General features: G+C 64.9%; 16 protein-coding genes. 9 read left to right on the top strand and 7 right to left on the bottom strand.

Translation table 11 applies throughout. The annotated features are described in order from the left end of the window. The first annotated feature begins 5 nt into the window (after window positions 1–5). Complete coding sequence (locus tag RHPLAN_RS04810) at window positions 6–1,001, top strand: ABC transporter substrate-binding protein (RefSeq protein ID WP_198164719.1); 996 nt, start codon at window positions 6–8, stop codon at window positions 999–1,001. 121 nt (window positions 1,002–1,122) lie between these two features. Here the strand turns inward: RHPLAN_RS04810 and RHPLAN_RS04805 are convergent, their stop codons facing one another. The 5 genes from RHPLAN_RS04805 to RHPLAN_RS04785 all read right to left on the bottom strand — a co-directional run bounded on the left by RHPLAN_RS04805 (window position 1,123) and on the right by RHPLAN_RS04785 (window position 5,496). Beyond that, the gene (locus RHPLAN_RS04805) at window positions 1,123–1,953 is read right to left on the bottom strand and encodes a fumarylacetoacetate hydrolase family protein (protein ID WP_068014311.1); all 831 of its coding nucleotides are present in this window, start codon (window positions 1,951–1,953) and stop codon (window positions 1,123–1,125) included. A 10-nt stretch (window positions 1,954–1,963) separates the two neighbouring features. Next, window positions 1,964–2,779, bottom strand: a complete 816-nt coding sequence (locus RHPLAN_RS04800; protein ID WP_068014310.1) for an ABC transporter permease — start codon at window positions 2,777–2,779, stop codon at window positions 1,964–1,966. A gap of 136 nt (window positions 2,780–2,915) precedes the next feature. After that, the gene (locus tag RHPLAN_RS04795) at window positions 2,916–3,713 is read right to left on the bottom strand and encodes an ABC transporter ATP-binding protein (protein ID WP_068014309.1); all 798 of its coding nucleotides are present in this window, start codon (window positions 3,711–3,713) and stop codon (window positions 2,916–2,918) included. Window positions 3,714–3,715: 2 nt separating this feature from the next. Continuing rightward, on the bottom strand, window positions 3,716–4,492 hold the full coding sequence (locus RHPLAN_RS04790) for an ABC transporter permease (protein WP_068014308.1): 777 nt from the start codon (window positions 4,490–4,492) through the stop codon (window positions 3,716–3,718). 8 nt (window positions 4,493–4,500) lie between these two features. After that, complete coding sequence (locus tag RHPLAN_RS04785) at window positions 4,501–5,496, bottom strand: ABC transporter substrate-binding protein (RefSeq protein WP_068014307.1); 996 nt, start codon at window positions 5,494–5,496, stop codon at window positions 4,501–4,503. Window positions 5,497–5,715: 219 nt separating this feature from the next. Between RHPLAN_RS04785 and RHPLAN_RS04780 the strand changes: the two genes are divergently transcribed. From RHPLAN_RS04780 to RHPLAN_RS04765, 4 genes are all read left to right on the top strand, one after another. Beyond that, window positions 5,716–6,711, top strand: a complete 996-nt coding sequence (locus tag RHPLAN_RS04780; RefSeq protein ID WP_068014302.1) for a substrate-binding domain-containing protein — start codon at window positions 5,716–5,718, stop codon at window positions 6,709–6,711. Further along, on the top strand, window positions 6,708–7,502 hold the full coding sequence (locus tag RHPLAN_RS04775; protein WP_068014301.1) for a glutathione S-transferase family protein: 795 nt from the start codon (window positions 6,708–6,710) through the stop codon (window positions 7,500–7,502). The genes RHPLAN_RS04780 and RHPLAN_RS04775 overlap by 4 nt, the downstream gene beginning before the upstream one ends. A 141-nt stretch (window positions 7,503–7,643) precedes the next feature. After that, complete coding sequence (locus tag RHPLAN_RS04770; RefSeq protein ID WP_068014300.1) at window positions 7,644–7,901, top strand: hypothetical protein; 258 nt, start codon at window positions 7,644–7,646, stop codon at window positions 7,899–7,901. 125 nt (window positions 7,902–8,026) lie between these two features. After that, entirely contained in the window at window positions 8,027–8,446 is a 420-nt protein-coding gene (locus RHPLAN_RS04765) for a response regulator (RefSeq protein ID WP_084244320.1), read from the top strand. Between the two features lie 218 nt (window positions 8,447–8,664). On the opposite strand, the gene RHPLAN_RS04760 is transcribed toward RHPLAN_RS04765, so the two are convergent. Beyond that, window positions 8,665–10,356: a thiamine pyrophosphate-binding protein gene (locus RHPLAN_RS04760; RefSeq protein WP_084244319.1), complete on the bottom strand. Its 1,692-nt coding sequence runs from the start codon at window positions 10,354–10,356 to the stop codon at window positions 8,665–8,667. A gap of 105 nt (window positions 10,357–10,461) precedes the next feature. On the opposite strand from RHPLAN_RS04760, the gene RHPLAN_RS04755 reads away from it, so the two are divergent. From RHPLAN_RS04755 to RHPLAN_RS04740, 4 genes are read left to right on the top strand one after another with little or no spacing between them, the layout of a single operon-like run. Continuing rightward, complete coding sequence (locus RHPLAN_RS04755; RefSeq protein WP_068014297.1) at window positions 10,462–11,838, top strand: ethanolamine ammonia-lyase subunit EutB; 1,377 nt, start codon at window positions 10,462–10,464, stop codon at window positions 11,836–11,838. Between the two features lie 5 nt (window positions 11,839–11,843). After that, window positions 11,844–12,647, top strand: a complete 804-nt coding sequence (gene eutC, locus RHPLAN_RS04750; RefSeq protein WP_068014295.1) for an ethanolamine ammonia-lyase subunit EutC — start codon at window positions 11,844–11,846, stop codon at window positions 12,645–12,647. Beyond that, window positions 12,644–13,816 carry a cobalamin-independent methionine synthase II family protein gene (locus RHPLAN_RS04745; protein ID WP_068014293.1) on the top strand — a complete coding sequence of 391 codons (1,173 nt, stop codon included), beginning with the start codon at window positions 12,644–12,646 and terminating at the stop codon, window positions 13,814–13,816. The genes eutC and RHPLAN_RS04745 overlap by 4 nt, the downstream gene beginning before the upstream one ends. Then, window positions 13,813–14,184, top strand: a complete 372-nt coding sequence (locus RHPLAN_RS04740) for a hypothetical protein (RefSeq protein WP_068014292.1) — start codon at window positions 13,813–13,815, stop codon at window positions 14,182–14,184. The genes RHPLAN_RS04745 and RHPLAN_RS04740 overlap by 4 nt, the downstream gene beginning before the upstream one ends. Window positions 14,185–14,277: 93 nt before the next feature. On the opposite strand, the gene RHPLAN_RS04735 is transcribed toward RHPLAN_RS04740, so the two are convergent. Beyond that, on the bottom strand, window positions 14,278–16,575 hold the full coding sequence (locus tag RHPLAN_RS04735; protein ID WP_068014291.1) for a molybdopterin guanine dinucleotide-containing S/N-oxide reductase: 2,298 nt from the start codon (window positions 16,573–16,575) through the stop codon (window positions 14,278–14,280). Window positions 16,576–16,769 lie beyond the last annotated feature (194 nt).

The raw sequence follows: 16,769 nt of genomic DNA, 5'->3' as shown, positions 1-16,769 counted from the left end.
GCGCCATGCGCTTTTTCCCTGCCCTCGCCATGCTGCTCGCACTACCCGTTTCGACACGGCCCGCCGCGGCGCTCGACAACATCGTCATCGCGATGCCGAATTTCACCTTCACGTCGACGCCCAATCTCGTCGCCGAGGAGCTCGGGCTCTGGGCCAAATACGGCCTGCAGGTGAAGATCGTGCAGATCCAGGGCGTCGGCGCCACCAACGCGATGATCGCAGGCAGCGCCGATTTCGTGCAAGCCGGCGGCTCGACCTTGACGCGGGCCGCGGCGCGCGGCCAGCGCCTTCTCGCCATCGCCAACACCGCCGAGCGCAACATCGTGATGATCACCATGCGCAAGGAGGTTGCCGAAGCCGCGGGCTTCGACGCCAAGGCGCCGCTGGAAAAGCGCGCCGCGGTGCTGCGCGGCAAGAGTTTCGGTGTCGGCGCGATCAACGCCAATCCGCATGCCTACCTGCTTGCAATTGCGTCACGCGCCGGCATCGGGCCCGACGGCCTGCGCGTCACCGCGCTGGAAGGCAACGCCATGTGGGCGGCGTTCCAGAGCAAGCAGATCGACGGCATGTCGAACAGCCCGCCCTGGCCGCTCAAGCCCGTGGTCGACGGCGCTTCGGTGGTGATCGCAAGCGGTCCCGATGGCGACCCGTCGAACGCGATCAACTTCGCCTACAACGTGATCCTGGCGAAGCCCGAAACCTGCGAGAAGCGCAAACCAATCTGTGTCGCCATGGGCCGCGTGGTGACGGAGGCGATCGCCTACATGCACAGCCATCCGGCCGAGGTCGTGGCACTGCTCGGCAGGAAGTTTCCCAATCTCGAGCCGAAGCTGATCGCCGCGGCTTATGACGAGATTCTCAAATCGACGCCGAAGGTCCCTGTGGTCACGAAACAGGCGCTGGAGAATGCCGACGACTTCAACGTCGAGGCCGGCATGATGAAGGCAGACGCCAAGCTCAAGAGCTACGACGGGCTCTTCACGGATGAGTATGTGAAATAAACTCCGCGGTCATTCCGGGGCGCCACGAAGTGGCGAACCCGGAATCCAGTTCCGGAGGCAGTCCCGATGTTTCTGGATTCCGGGTTCGCTCGCTTCGCGAGCGCCCCGGAATGACCGAGGGCTAATTTTCGTCGACGATCTTGGTGCGCAGCACGCCGATCTTCGAAATCTCGACCTCCAGCAAATCGCCGGGCTTCATCCAGAGCGGCGGCTTGCGGCTGTGGCCGACGCCCTCCGGCGTGCCGGTGGCGATGATGTCGCCGGGATGCAGCTCGGTGAAGTCGGAGCAGAAGCTCACGATCTGCTGGCACGAATAGATCAGCTTGTCGGTTCCGGAATGCTGCACCTGCTGGCCGTTGAGCCGCGTGGTCAGCGTGAGTTTGCTTGGATCGGGGATTTCGTCGGCGGTGACCATCCACGGCCCGAGCGGACCGGTCCCGGGCCAGTTCTTGCCCGAGGTGACGGAAAACTTCTGGTAGTCGCGCACGCTGCCGTCGACAAAGATGGTGTAGCCCGCCACATGGTCGAGCGCTTTGTCGATCGGGATGTGCCGCCCGCCCTTGCTGATCACCATGGTCAGTTCGCCTTCGAAATCGAAATTGTCCGAGAGCTTCGGCCGGATCATCTGGCCCTGATGACCGACCAGCGTGTCGGTGAAGCGGATGAACATGCTCGGCTGCTTCGGCAGCTCGCGGCCGACCTCGGCGGCGTGCGATTTGTAGTTCACGCCGGCGCAGAGAATCTTATGCGGGTTCGGAATGACCGGCAGAAAGTGGATATCCGCAAGCTTGAAGTCGGGCTTGGCGATGGCGGCGGCACTGCGCATGCCCTCCAGCGCGCCGGCCGCCAGCGCGTCGCGCAGCGAGGCATGGCCGCGCATGGTGATGACGCCGTCATCGGTCACGACGCCGTAGCATTCCTGACCGCCGGCCACATAACTCGCGAGCTTCATCCGAGACTCCTTATATCTGCATGTCGCGGTCGGTCGGCCGCCACTTCAGCGCGCGGCGCTCCAGTACGTTGACGATCCCGTTGATCAGAAGCACCAGCGCCACCGCGATGACGATGCCGGCAAACACGCCCGTCGTGTCGGACAACTGCCGCGCGCGTTCGATCGAAAATCCGATGCCTTCGGTCGCGACCAGGAACTCACCCACGATCGCGGCGCTGACCGCTCGCGGCAGCGCCACCTTCAAGCCGGTGAAGAAGAACGGCAGCAGCGACACCCAGATCACCTTGCGGGCGATGGCGCGCTCGCTCGCGCCGACCACGCGCGCCATACTGATCAGCCGCGGATCGACGCTCCGCATGCCGGCGAACACCGTGATGAACACGATGTAGAACACGAACAGCGTCACGACGATGACCTTCGGCCGGTCGCCGATGCCGAACCACAGAATGAGCCACGGCGTCAGCGCGTATTTCGGAATGCCCATCGAGGCCAGAATGAACGGCTCGATGGCCTGCGTCAGGCGCTCCGAACGCCGCAGCAAGAATGGCAGACCGATGCCGCAGGCGCAGCCGATCACGAAACCCAGTGCCGAGACGCGCAAGGTCGCGATTACGTCGGTCAGAAGCTTGCCGCTCGCAGCCATTTCGACGATGCGCTGTGCCGTGGCAAGCGGCGGCGCGAAAAACAGCGGGCCGAAGCTGCGCGAGCCCCATTCCCAGGCAGCCAGCAAGGCGAGCCCCAGCAGGATGCGCCCGCCGATCACGATCCACTGCCGCGGGATGCCGCGGACTTCGGAGAATTCGTCGGCGACGTCGGCACTGCTCATGCCACACCGTCATTCCGGGGCCGGCCGAAGGCCGGAACCCGGAATCCAGACAAATACACCGCCAGCGCTACTGGATTCCGGGTTCGCTCGCTGACGCGAGCGCCCCGGAATGACCGCTGAGGATTCCCGTGCCCAATCATTGCACGTCCGCCCGGATGCGCTCGTAGATCGCGGTAAAACTCGGTGTCGTGAAGATGTTCTTCACGTCGCGCGGCCGCGGGATCGGGATCGGATGTTCGGCCGCGATCTTTGCAGGCCTTCGCGTCAGCACGAGCGCACGGTCTCCCAAGGCAATCGCTTCGGTGATGTCATGGGTGACGAAGATGATGGTCTTGCGCTTGAGGCTCCACAGCCGCAGCAGATCGCTCTGAAGCTGCGTGCGGGTCTGTGCATCGACCGCGCCGAACGGTTCGTCCATCAGGATCATCGGCGGGTCATAGACCAGCGTGCGAATGAGCGCTGCGCGCTTGCGCATGCCGCCGGAGAGTTCGTGCGGGTAATACCGCTCGAAGCCGTTGAGCCCGACCGCCGCGATCAACTCGGCGGCGCGCGCCCGCGCGCTGTCGTCGAGCCGGCCCTGCACCTCGAGCGGAAACAGCACGTTGTCGACCGTGGTGCGCCAGGGCAAAAGGTTATCGTCCTGCGTCACATAGCCGACGCGGCGGTTGAGCCCGGGATGCAAGACCTTCTGCTCGGCCGAGACGGTGCGCTCACCGTCGAACGTGACCTCGCCGGCGCTCGCGGTTTCGATCTGCGCAATGATGTTGAGCAGCGTCGATTTGCCTGCCCCTGAAGGCCCGATGATGGTCAGGAGCTCGCCGGCGCCGACCGAGAACGACAGGTCCTGGATGATCCACGGCGGCGGCTCACGGCCTTCCCGCGCCGGAAAGCGCTTGCCGAGACCTTTGATGTCGAGCATCGGCGTCACGGCCATCGTCAGGTCCCGTGATCGACGACCAGCGCGCCGCCGCGCGGCCGCCAGCGCAACAGGAAGCGTTCGGCCACGTCGACGATGGCGATGAAGGCGTGGACGATGACGGTTGCGGCGAGGATCGCGACGAACACCTGCGTGGTGTCGAAATTCATCGCTCCGGTCTGCACCAGATAGCCGAGCCCGCGGTTCGATGAGATCAGCTCGGCGATCACCGCGCCGCCGATCGCGTAAGGCACCGCGATGCGGAAGCCCGCGAAGATCGAGGGCACCGCGCCGGGAAACACGATATGCCGGCCGACCTGGCGCTCGTTCGCGCCGACGAGCTGCGCCATCCGCACCAGCCTTGTGTCGAGCGCGCGGACGCCGGACAGCGTCGAGAAATAGACGATGAAGAACACCACGACCGCGACCAGCGCGATCTTGGACTCGATGCCGATGCCGAACCACAGGATGAACAGCGGCGCAAAGGCGAGCTTCGGCGCGCCATAGCCGCCGACCATGAACGGATCGAGGATGGCGACGATCACCGGATAGCGCCGCAGCCAGAACGGCAGCAGCACCGCCGGCACGCCGCCGATGACGCAGCCGGCCAGCGCCTCGCTGATGGTGTAGCTGCCGTGGAAGAACAGCTCGCCGTTGCCGAGCGACGCAAAGAACCGCGTCACGGTCCCCCATGGCGTGCTCAGCCAATAATCGCCGAACGCCATGCTGCCGGCCTGCCACAACGCCAGCAGGATCACGAGAACGATCAGCCGGTCGATGGTGACACGCCAACGCATGAACGGCCCTAGTGCTGCATCGGATGGATCTGCCGCACCGGCACGAACAGATCGTCGACCTTGGGCGCCTTGGCGATCACGCCCTGCTCTTCCAGGTAGCGCACCAGCGCACTGAGCGTCGGCCGATTCGGTTCGAGGCCGTAAGGCCACGGATCGCCGCCGAACACGTCGGCGATCTGGTCGAGCTCCTCCGTCATCCACGGCAGCATGTAACGCAGCGTGCCGCGGTAGTTCATCTTCTTCAGCGCGAGGTTCTTCGACCGATCGAGCGCGTGATAGAGCGCGGTCGCGAGGAACGGATGCTTCTCATGCACGTCGCGGCGGATCACCACGGTGTGCATGATCGGGAAGATCCTGGTGCGCTTGTAGTAGTCCATCTCGGCCGCGCGATAGTCCGGATAAAGCCGCACGATATCGGGATTGCGGCCATAGGCCTCCGGCACGCCGGTGCCGATGATGGCCTGGAGCTCGCCGTCTTCCAGCATCCTGCTCAGCGACTTTCCGGACTTGTTGGCCGCGATGAAGAGCTTCTTCGCGGTCGGCAGGATGGTCGGATTGCCGTGCGGCTTGGCGCTGTTGATGTCACCCTCGACCCATTCGCACTTGGAGAAATCGATGCCGTGCTCGTCGCTCAAGAGCCCGCGGATGAAGATCGCGGCCGTCATCGTATAGACCGGCACGCCGATGCGCTTGCCCTCGAGCTCTTTCGGCGACTTGATGTGCTTCTTGTTGATGAAGATGAAGCTGTGCCGGAACACCCGCGAGGCGAACACCGGGATGGCGACGAACGGGCACTGGTTGGCGACGAAGCGCGAGATGTATTCGGAGCTGGAGAACTCGGCGGCGTCGAACTCCTGCCCCGCGGCCATGCGGTCGAAGATGTTGCGCGGATTGTCGTCGACCAGGAAGTTGAGGTCGACGCCTTCGACCTGCACCTCGCCGGTGTAGAGCGCCTGCATGCGATCGTAGAGCCCGCAGGCAAAGGTGAGCGGCAGTTTCGGCATTCCATCCCCTCGTGCATCTTGGCGCGCAGTCTTTTTCGCAACCGTTGTCCGGCCGCAGACAGACGGCAGTCTAACAGGTGCGTTCGCGAGCGAAAGCATGGCTGCCCCCATAAGCGAGCGAAGCGACGCCGTCCCTTCGGGCGGCTATGGTGACAGTGGCCTTGCCCAGGCGGTCGCGATCGGGCTCTGATGCCGCAAAATTCTGGGAGTGCGACGCTGATGTCCGACCTGCCGTTGACGCTCGCCATCGGCGATTATCTGCACACACGGGAGCTCGCCAGCGGCCGGATCAAACCGGAAGGCATCGACCTTCGCGTGCTCAACCATCCGTTCGAACAGATCGCCTATCGTTTCCTGGCATCCGAAGAATGGGAAATCTCCGAATTCTCGCTCGCGACCTATTGCACCATTACGGCGGCGGGCAATTCGCCGATGGTTGGACTACCGATTTTTCCGTCACGGGTGTTTCGGCACGGTTCGATCTATGTGGCAGGCGGCTCCAAGATCGGAAAGCCGTCCGACCTCAAGGGCAAACGGATCGGCATCCCGCAATGGACGCAGACCGCCGTGACTTATGTGCGCGGGTGGCTGCAGCACGACGTCGGCGTTCCGCTCACCTCCATCGACTGGATCCAGGCGGGCGTCAACGATCGCGGCCGCAAAGAAATGGCGAAATTCGAGCTGCCGCCCGGTTTCAAACTCACGAGCCGGCAGGACAAGAGCCTCAACGAGCTTCTGCTCGACGGCGAGATCGACGCCATGATCACGGCGCGTCCGCCCGACGTGTTCCTCGATGGCAAACATGACGTGAAAAGGCTCATTCCAGACTATCGCGAGCACGAGCTGCAATATTTCAGGAAGACGGGCATCTTCCCGATCATGCATGTCCTCGTGATGCGCCGTGCCGTGTTCGAGCAGAACCGTTGGATCGCGCGCAACCTGCTGGAAGCTTTTGAGCGAGCCAAGCGCGCGTGTCTTCCGGCGCTCTATCAGGGACAAATCTCGTTTTTGCCCACTGCGTGGAGTGATGACCACTTCGAGCAAACCAATCGCGCGTTGTTTGGCGACGGCGACCCCTGGCCTTACGGCATCGACAAGAACCGCAGCACGCTGGAGCCGTTTCTCGCGTTCTGCCACGAACAAGGCGTGACGAGCCGAAAGCTCGCGATCGAAGAGCTGTTTCCCAAGGAAGTGAATGTGGAGCTTCGGATATGACGCTTGCGCTCTATCACAATGATATGTCGAGCTGCGCCCAGAAGGTGCGGCTGATGCTGGCCGAGAAGGGCCTGCAGTATGAAAGCCGGCATCTCAATCTGCGCGCCGGCGAGCATCAGCAGGACTGGTACGTCAAGCTTAACCCGCGCGCCGTGGTGCCGACATTGATCGATGGCGATATCGTTGTCCCTGAGTCCAACGTCATCAATGAATATCTCGACGAGCGCTTTCCCGATCCGCCGCTGAAGCCGGCCGATCCGTTCGGACGCGCCAAGATGCGGCTCTGGACCAAGCAGCTCGACGAAGGCGTGCATGACGCGGGCATCGCGATCCTGAGCTTCGGCGTCGCATTCCGGCATCAGTACATCTCGAAGGGCGAAGCCGGGAAGGAAATGCTCGAAAGCATTCCCGATCCGATCAAGCGCGAGCGTCGCCGCGACGTGATCGAGAAAGGCTTGGACTCAGCCTTCTTCAAGATCGCGATCTCGCGGCTGCTCACGCTTTATCGCGACATGGAAGACTCACTGACCAAACACGCCTGGCTGGCCGGCGCCGACTACAGCATCGCCGATGCGGCGTTCACGCCCTATGTGGTCCGCCTGGACCATCTCGATGTGCTGGGAATGCTGGAACCGACACCGCGGGTGGCCGACTGGTATCGGCGGATTCAGGCCCGTCCGAGCTTCAAGGAGGGCATCACGCGCTGGGAAAACGCCGACTATCTCACGCTCATGAAACGGCAAGGCCGGGAAAATTGGCCTAAAATCAAAGAGATCATGGCAAGCTGCTGACAGTTACCCACACCGTCCACAGTAATCCACAAGGCTAAACCGTGATTCCGAGGTTGTTTAGGAACTGAGACGACGTTGTCGCATTGCAGCCCCATATAACCCGTACCCGCAATCTGCGGGGGCTGCGATCAGGAGCCCGCTATGGACGGTTCGCCAACCAAGTCCCGGTACTACGTAGTCTACGACGACGGCGCATGGATGATTCAATGCGACGGCGAGAACTCCGAGCCCTACATGTACAGAAATGATGCGTTCCGCGACGCCGTCGCGTTGGCCCATCTCGACGGCCGCAATGGCCGCCTGGCCGACGTGATCGTACAGTCCGAGGACGACTTGTTCCGTCCGGGATGGGATTCGACCCGCGATTCCTATCCGCCGCCGCTGGTGCCGGAGCACTGAGGCCAGCCACACCAAAGACGGTGGTCCTGTACCGACTTTACGCCAAGCCGTTGAGGGAGAATCGAGGGGCTGGCGCATCGCTTGCGAAGCGGTAGTATGTGGCGACTCACAGCGGTGCGTGCGTCATGACATTGGAATTCCAGCAAGCGACTACGGTGGACCGGATGCGCTCGATCGATCGCTCCCCCCGCGTGTTGATCGTCGAAGACGAACTTCTGGTCGCCTGGCATCTAGAATCCCTCATCCGCGAGCAAAGCCTTGAGGTCTGCGGCCTCGTGCCGGACGGCGACGGCGCTGTCGAGCAGGCGGCCGACCTGGACGTCGATCTCGTGCTGATGGATGTCCGGCTCGCCGGACGCATGGACGGCATCGAGGCCGCGCGCCGCATCCGCGAGCAGCGCGACACGCCGATCATCTTCATCACCGCCCACGGCGACCAGGAGACGCGCGCCCATATCTCTCAGATGGTGCCGGGCGCGCCGGTGCTGGCGAAGCCGATTTCGGCACACCGGCTCCGCGACGCGATCGCGTCGGTGTTGCGCTAAAAAACTTCCCACCTAAAAATTCAAGGCACGCTCGCGCCACAGGCACACTGTCACCCCCGCGCTCAACGCGGGGGTCCATACGGTTGCTCAACGGATGCAGGCTCTTACGACTTCCTTCGCCGCAGCCGCTCATGGATCGCCGGGTCAAGCCCGGCGATGACACCGCCGTTGTTGCAACGCGAGCCAGTCAGGAACTGCTCCCGCCGTCCAGATCAACCTCAAGCCACCGCCGTCGGCGCAAGCGCATCGATGTCGGTCACGACGTCGATGAGCGCCGGGCGGTTGGCGGCGAGCGCCTGCGCCAGCGCCGCAGGCAGACCCTTGGGATCCTCCACGCGAATGCCGAGCGCACCCATTTCCTCGGCGATGCGGGCGAAGTTGGTCTTGCGGAAGGTCCACAGCTCGCGCGCCTGCTCGGTCTGCGTGCCACCGTAAACGCGATCGAAGCCGCGCTTGCTCTGATTGCCGCCGCCGTTGTTGTTGACCACCGTCACGGCGTTGATCTTCCAGCGCACCGCCGTCTCGATATCGCCGATGTGATACCAGAGCCCGGCGTCGCCGGTGAACGTCACCACCGGACGGTCCGGCGCGCCACACTTGGCGCCTAGGCCTGCCGGGAACGCCCAGCCGAGATGGCCGGCGCTGCGCATGTAGCTCTGCTTGTCGGTGCGCAGGTCGTACATGCCGCCCATCCACATGCCGGCGTGTCCGGTGTCGACGCAGACGATGGCGTCGTCCGGCACATGCTTGGACAGTTCGTTGCAGATGCGGGCCGGATGGATCGGCATGGAGTCCGATTCCAGGTCCTTCTTGTATTTGGCGTACCACTCCTTCACGAGGCTCTGCGCCTGCGCGACCCAGGCCTTGCGTTTTCCGGCCGTGCTCTTGTCACAGGCCGCCAGCATCTTCGCGAGCGTGACCTTGGCGTCGCCGTTGACCCGCGCCTGCAGCGGATAGTTCATGCCGAGCGCCTCCGGATCGATGTCGATCTGGATCGCCGGCGTGCCGATCTTCGGCACCGCCCAGAAGTGCGTGGTCATGCCGCCGGTGGTCGTGCCCACGAAGCAGATCAGATCGGCCGCGTTGACCACCTTGTTGGCGCTCTCGCGCGAATAGGTGCCGACCACGCCGCACGACAGCGGATGATTGCCGACGATCGAATCCTTGCCGTTCAGCGAGGTGACGACGGGAATCTGCAACGCCTCGGCCAACGCCACGAGTTCGCGCGCCGCGCCCGAAGCGCGCACGCCGCCGCCCGCAACGATCACCGGCCGCTCCGCCGATTGCAGAACCTGCAAGGCCGTCAGCACGCTGCCCTGATCCGGCTCCGGCCGGAACGGCGGCACGATGCCGAACTCGGTCTCGACCAGCGGCTCCATCTCGCCTTCTTCGCCGTCGACCTGACCTTCGTTGCCGCGGAATTGCAGATGCACCGGCCCGGGCCGGCCGGTGGTGGCGACGCGGAACGCCTGGCGCACCATGTCGGGGAAGCGGTTCACGTCGTCGACCGTGGCATTCCACTTGGTCACTGGCTCGAAGGCCGGCACGTCGTCGACCTCCTGATAGACCTGCCGGAACTTGGTCTTCGGCTCGCGGCCGCCGGTGAACGCGATCACCGGCGAGTGCGCCAGCCACGCGTCGCGAAGGCCCGCCGCAAGATTCAGCGCGCCGATCACCTGGGCCATGCAGATGCCGGGCTTGCCGGAGGCGCGGGCATAGCCGTCGGCCATATAGGCCGCGGTCGCCTCGCTGTGCACGTGCAGCCGCTTGATCTTGGTCCGCGTCTCCATCACTGCGAAGGTTTTGCGCAAGACCGCCGGCACATGAAACACATGCGTCACGCCGTAGGCCTCCAGCATGTCGGCCATACACTCCGCGCCCAGCATCTTCCGGTTATGTCCCAGCATCATGATGTCAACGCTCTCCCTATAAGGCGCGGCAGAATGGCATGCTGAGCCGAGCGCGCAAGGCCCGATCCGCTATAATCGGCCAAGGCGAATCCTTGGGGCCCGGCCATGTACAGCGCGACCATCGGCGGCCGCCGTTTTACCTTCAGCGATCTCAAGACGCTGATGGCGACGGCGACACCATTGCGCAGCGGCGACCAGCTCGCGGGGCTCGCCGCCGAGACCGGCGAGGAGCGCGTCGCCGCGCAATACGCGCTGGCCGACTTGCCGCTCACGACGTTCCTTCAAGAAGAACTGGTTCCTTATAAGACGGACGAGGTGACGCGCCTGATCATCGACGGCCACGACAAGAAGGCATTTGCGCCGATCGCGCATCTGACCGTCGGCAGCTTTCGCGACTGGCTGCTGTCCGACGAAGCCACAACTCCGAAGCTCGCGGCGCTGGCGCCCGGCGTCACGCCCGAGATGGCGGCAGCGGTCAGCAAGATCAGCAGGCTGCAGGACCTGATGGTCATGGCGGCGAAGTGCTCGGTCGTGACGCGCTTCCGCTCGACCGTCGGCCTCCCCGGCCGGCTGTCGGTTAGGCTTCAGCCGAACCATCCGACCGACGATGCGCGCGGGATTGCGGCGAGCATTCTTGACGGGCTGCTGCTCGGATCGGGCGACGCCGTGATCGGCATCAATCCGGCCACCGACAGCCCGGAGCGCGCGCATCAACTGCTCTCGATGCTCGATGAGATCCGAACCAAGCTCGAAATCCCGACGCAGGCATGCGTGCTGGCTCATGTGACGACCACGCTCGGCCTGATCCGTTCGGGCTCACCGGTCGATCTCGTGTTCCAATCCATCGCCGGCACTGAAGCGGCCAACAAAAGCTTCGGCATCGACCTCGCGTTGCTCACTGAGGCCCGCGACGCCGCGCTCGCGCTTCGGCGCGGCACGATTGGCGACAACGTGATGTATTTCGAGACCGGTCAGGGCAGCGCGCTCTCGGCCAATGCTCATCATGGCGTCGACCAGCAGACCTTGGAGGCGCGCGCCTACGCGGTGGCGCGGCATTTCAAGCCGCTGCTGGTCAACACCGTCGTCGGCTTCATAGGCCCGGAATACCTGTTCGACGGCAAGCAGATCACGCGCGCCGGCTTGGAAGATCATTTCTGCGGCAAGCTGATGGGCGTGCCGATGGGCGTCGACGTCTGCTACACCAACCACGCCGAAGCCGACCAGGACGACATGGATGCGCTGCTCACGCTGCTGGTCGCGGCCGGCGTCAATTTCGTGATGGGCGTGCCGGGCGCCGACGACATCATGCTCGGCTACCAGAGCACGTCGTTCCACGACGCGCTGGCGATGCGCGATCTCCTTGGCAAAAAACCCGCGCCCGAGTTCGAAGCGTGGCTGGCGCGGCAAGGGCTGGTCGACGACGTCCAACGCATCCGGCCGCCCGGCATTCCGGGCCGTTTCCGCGCGCTGTTGCCGGCGTAACGAACATGGCCGACGAACCCACAAAGCAGGATCGCAGCCTTTGGGACGACCTGCGCCGCTTGAGCGGCGCGCGCATCGGATTGCCACGCGCCGGCGCGTCGCTGGCGACCGGACCGCTGCTCGATTTCAAGCTCGCCCATGCCCGCGCCCGCGACGCGGTGCACGACGAACTGGATACCAAGCAGCTTGCCACAGACCTCGCGCCGCTCGGCATCGATGTCATCACCATCGATAGCGCCGCGGAGGATCGCCAGCGCTATCTGATGCGTCCCGATCTCGGCCGCAAACTCGCGCCTGACGGGGAAGCGAAGCTCGCGCCGCGCGCAGCCCGCCATGACGCCGTGTTCGTCATCGCCGACGGACTTTCGGCGCGCGCCGTGCAGCGCCACGCGCAGCCGGTGCTGACCGGAACCATCAAGGCGCTCCGCGCCGAAGGCTGGCGCATCGGCCCGCTCGTCATCGTCCGCCACGGCCGCGTCGCGGTGGGCGACGCCATCGCGTCGCTGTTGGGCAGCGACAGCGTCGCGGTGCTGATCGGCGAGCGGCCGGGATTAACCGCGCCCGACAGCATGGGCGCGTATCTGACGTGGCAGCCGCATCCCGGCACCACCGACGCCGACCGCAACTGCATCTCCAACATCCGGCCCGACGGCATTCCTTATGCCGACGCCGAGTTCAAGCTCGCCCATCTGCTGCGCGCCATGCGCGCGCGGCGCATCTCGGGTGTCTCACTGAAAGATGACTCGGATCAGGCGCAAGTGCAGGCTACGATCACCAACAAGACGCGTGACGCCGGGAGCAAGCCATGAAGACCAGCACCGACCGCATCCTCACCACCCACACCGGCAGCCTGCCGCGGCCGCAATCGCTGATGGACATCATCCTGCGCCGCGAAAAGGGCGAGAACATCGACGCCGCCACGTTCGAGGCCGCGACCGCCAAGGCGGTCGACGAAATTGTGGCGCAGCAGGTGGCCTGCGGCGTCGACGTCGTCAGCGACGGCGAGATGAGCAAGCCGTCCTACACGACCTACATCCGCCACCGCGTTGACGGCATCCAGATGGACCCGCGCGCGGCCGAGAAGGGTCGCGACATCATGATCGGCAACGATCTGCTCGCGCATCCCGATTTCGCCGGCCGCCGCCGCAATTTTTCGGACTCGCCGTTTCCGGGCTGCGTCGGCCCGTTGAAGTACAAGGACCGCAGCGCGCTCGACCGCGACCTTGCGCATCTGAAGGCCGCCGCGGCGAAGTCCAAGCCGGCCGACGTGTTCATGACCGCGCCCTCGCCCGGCATCCTGACACGCTTCATCATCAACCTGCACTACCCGAACGAAGACGCCTATGTCGCGGCGCTCGCCGACATGATGAAGACCGAATATCGCGCCATCGTCGAAGCGGGCTTCGTGCTGCAGATCGACGCGCCCGATCTCGGCTCCTGCCGCAACAATCAGTATCGCGACCTGACCGACGACCAGTTCCGCAAGATCGCGGCACGCAACATCGAGGCGCTGAACGGCGCGCTCGAAGGGCTTCCCGCCGACAAGGTCCGGCTGCACATCTGCTGGGGCAACTATGAAGGCCCGCACAATTTCGACCTGCCGCTTCTCAAGATCATCGACATCGCGTTCAAGGCGCGCGTGCAGGCGATCAGCATCGAGGCCGCCAATCCGCGCCACGATCACGAGTGGGAAGACCTGAGGACCATCAAGGTGCCGGACGACAAGGTGCTCATCCCCGGCGTGATCGACTCGACCACGAATTTCGTCGAACATCCGAAGCTCGTGGCGCAGCGCATCGGGCGTTACGCTGATATTGTCGGCCGCGAGCGGGTGATCGCCGGCGTCGATTGCGGCTTCGGCACCGCGGTGCGCACCGATCCGATCGTGGCCGACAGCATCGTCTGGGCGAAACTGAAATCGCTGAGCGAAGGCGCCGCGATCGCAAGCGGCAGGCTCTGGGGTTCGAAGGCCGCATGATGAAGCGTTTTGGAATTTGGCTCGCTGCCATCGCCATCGCGGCTCTGCTCGTGCCCGACGCGGCAATTGCCGCGAAGTCGCACAGGCAGACGGTCCAGCGCTCGCGGATTGTCGTGCATCCCAAGCCGCGGCGCTGGCATGGCTACGGCTTTTTGCCTGGTTATCGCCCGCAACTCGCCGAGAGCCAGGGCACGCCGGTGTTCGGTCCGCCCATTCCGCGCCGCGAGCCGCGCTACATCAACCTCTACAACGGCAATGTGCAGTACGGCTGGGGCCGTCCAGGCTACTTCCGCGGCCAGTGGAACGGCGGCGGCTTCGGCCCCTGCTGGACCTACACGCCGATCGGCATGATGCCGAACTGCAATTGATCCGCTTGCTCAGCGCGCTCCGCGCTTACCTCTCCCCGCAAGCGGGGAGAGGTAGCTCACCGCCTGCTTGTCGCAACGCGAATAATTTCCACGTCAGCCCACCGCCACACGCGGCGGCACGAACGCGCGCACCGGCTCGACCGTGCCGGTGAAGCGCTCGACTTCGACCAGCGCCGTGGCCGAACTCGGGCCCTGCGCGAGCTTCGACGTGCCCTGATCGCGCGTCAGCACGTTGGAATTGCCGTGCACGCACATCGTCGGGTCGGCGTCGGCCGGATCGAACCAGGCCCCGCAGGAGAGCCTCACCACGCCCGCGCTGATCGCGTCGCTGATGATCGCGCCCGCGAGGCATGACCCGCGCGCGTTGTGCACGCGCACGATATCGCCATCGGCAATGCCGCGCGCTTTCGCATCCGCCGGATTGAGCGTGATCGCTTCGCGGTCCGCGACCTTGCCGCCGGCGCTGACCGGTCCGCAATCCATCTGGCTGTGCAGCCGGTCGCGCGGCTGGCTGGAGACGAGATGCAGCGGATAGTTTTTCGCGTCCGGACCGCCGAGCCATTCCCACGGCTCCATCCAGGTTGGATGCGGCGGACAATCCTCGTAGCCGAAGCCCGCGATCTTTTCCGAATAGAGCTCGATCCTGCCGGACGGCGTCTTGAGCTTGTGCTTGTCGGGATCGGCGCGGAAATCGGCAAACAGCACGTATTCGTCGGTGACCGCGGGAACCTCCAGATAACCCTGGCTCCAGAAGCTGTCGAAGTCCGGCACCGCAGCCGCATTGGCGCCGGCGCTGTGGCGGCATTGCTCGTAGAGATGCCGCAGCCATGCATCCTCGTCGCGGCCTTTCGTGTAGACATCCGCGAAGCCCAGCCGCTCGGCGAGCCCTGTGAAGATCGCGAAGTCGTCGCGCGCCTCGCCGACCGGCGCGATGGCGCGATGCATGGCGATGATGAAGTTGTCGCGGCGCGCGCCGCCGATGTCGTTTCGTTCAAGTGATGTGGTCGCCGGCAGCACGATGTCGGCGTGCCGCGCCGTGGCGGTCCACCACGGCTCGTGCACCACCACGGTCTCGGGCCGCGCAAAGGCGCGGCGCAGCTTGTTGGTGTCCTGATGATGGTGGAACGGATTGCCGCCGGCCCAATAGACCAGCCGGATGTCCGGGTACTGGCTGCGCTTGCCGTTGAAGTCGAACGGCGCGCCCGGATTGAGCAGGCAATCGGAAATGCGCGCCGCCGGAATCGTGACGTTGATCGGGTTCTTGATGCCTTCCATCGCGGGCGCAGCGAAGGCGAGCGGCGGATCGCCGATGCCGGCGCCCGAGCCATAGCCGAAGCCAAAGCCGCCGCCGGGCAATCCGATCTGGCCGATCGCGGATGCCAGGAGCACCATGGCCCAATACGGCTGCTCGCCGTGATGGGCGCGCTGTAGCGACCACGATGCAGTCAGCATGGTGCGCGTGCTCGCCATGCGACGCGCCAGCGCGCGGATGATATCGGCCGAAATGCCGGTGATCGGCGCAGCCCAGTCAGCGCTTTTCGGCGTGCCGTCGCTCTCACCCATCAGATACGGCCGCACGCGCTCGTAGCCCTCGCAGTGCCGTTCGAGGAAGGCGCGATCGTGCAGGCCCTCGCTGACCAGCGTGTGCGTGAGCGCGAGGAGCAGCGCCGTGTCGGTGTTCGGGCGGATCGGCAGCCATTGCGGGCGCACCGGCTCGGGTCCGTCCTCGCGAATGGGGCTGATGTTGATGACCTCGACGCCGGCGCGGGCGAGTTCGTCGATCCACGGTCCCGTCGAGTGCGACGCGCAGCCGCCTTTGCTGACCTGCGTGTTTTTCGGATTGGCGCCGCCGAACAGCACCAGCAGCTTGCTGTGCCGGGCGATCGACGACCACGAGGTCAGCGGGCCGACCACCGCTTGCGGCGTGCCGAGAATATGCGGCAGGAACGCCAGCGCCGCGCCGAACGAGTAGTTCATCACCTGATCGGTGTAGCCACCGCCTGCCGCCAGGAAGCGATGCAGTTGCACGCGCGCTTCGTGGAAGATGCCGGCGGAAGACCAGCCTTGCGAGCCGCCCATGATGGCCGCATGGCCGTGCTCGCGGCGCACGCGATCGATCTCGGAGGCGACAAGGTCGAGCGCGCGGTCCCAGGTCACCGGCACGAAGGGCTCGCGTCCGCGGCCTTCGCCGTGGCCGCGGCCGTGCTTGAGCCAGCCTTCCCGCACCATCGGCTGCGCGATGCGGGACTTTGAATGCACCGATTGCGGAATCGCGTCGATCAGCGTCGATGGATCGGGATCGCGTTCGAACGGCCGCACCCCGACGATGCGTCCGTCTTCGACCTCGGCCAGAAACGCGCCCCAGTGCGAGTGATGGCGGACGAGGTTCATGGGAGTGGCCTCAGGTTTGCCAAATCGGCCACGACTCTATCACACCCACCGCGGCCGTCATTCCGGGGCGCGCCGGAGGCGCGAACCCGGAATCCAGCGCAGGAAAGACCGCCTCCGTTACTGGATTCCGGATCGCCGCTTCGCGGCGTCCGGAATGACAGCAGGGCAAGTGGCGGGCGACAGCAACAACCGTT

This window comes from Rhodoplanes sp. Z2-YC6860, assembly GCF_001579845.1.
Classification (GTDB): domain Bacteria; phylum Pseudomonadota; class Alphaproteobacteria; order Rhizobiales; family Xanthobacteraceae; genus Z2-YC6860.
This window is presented reverse-complemented; position numbering and strand designations above follow the sequence as displayed.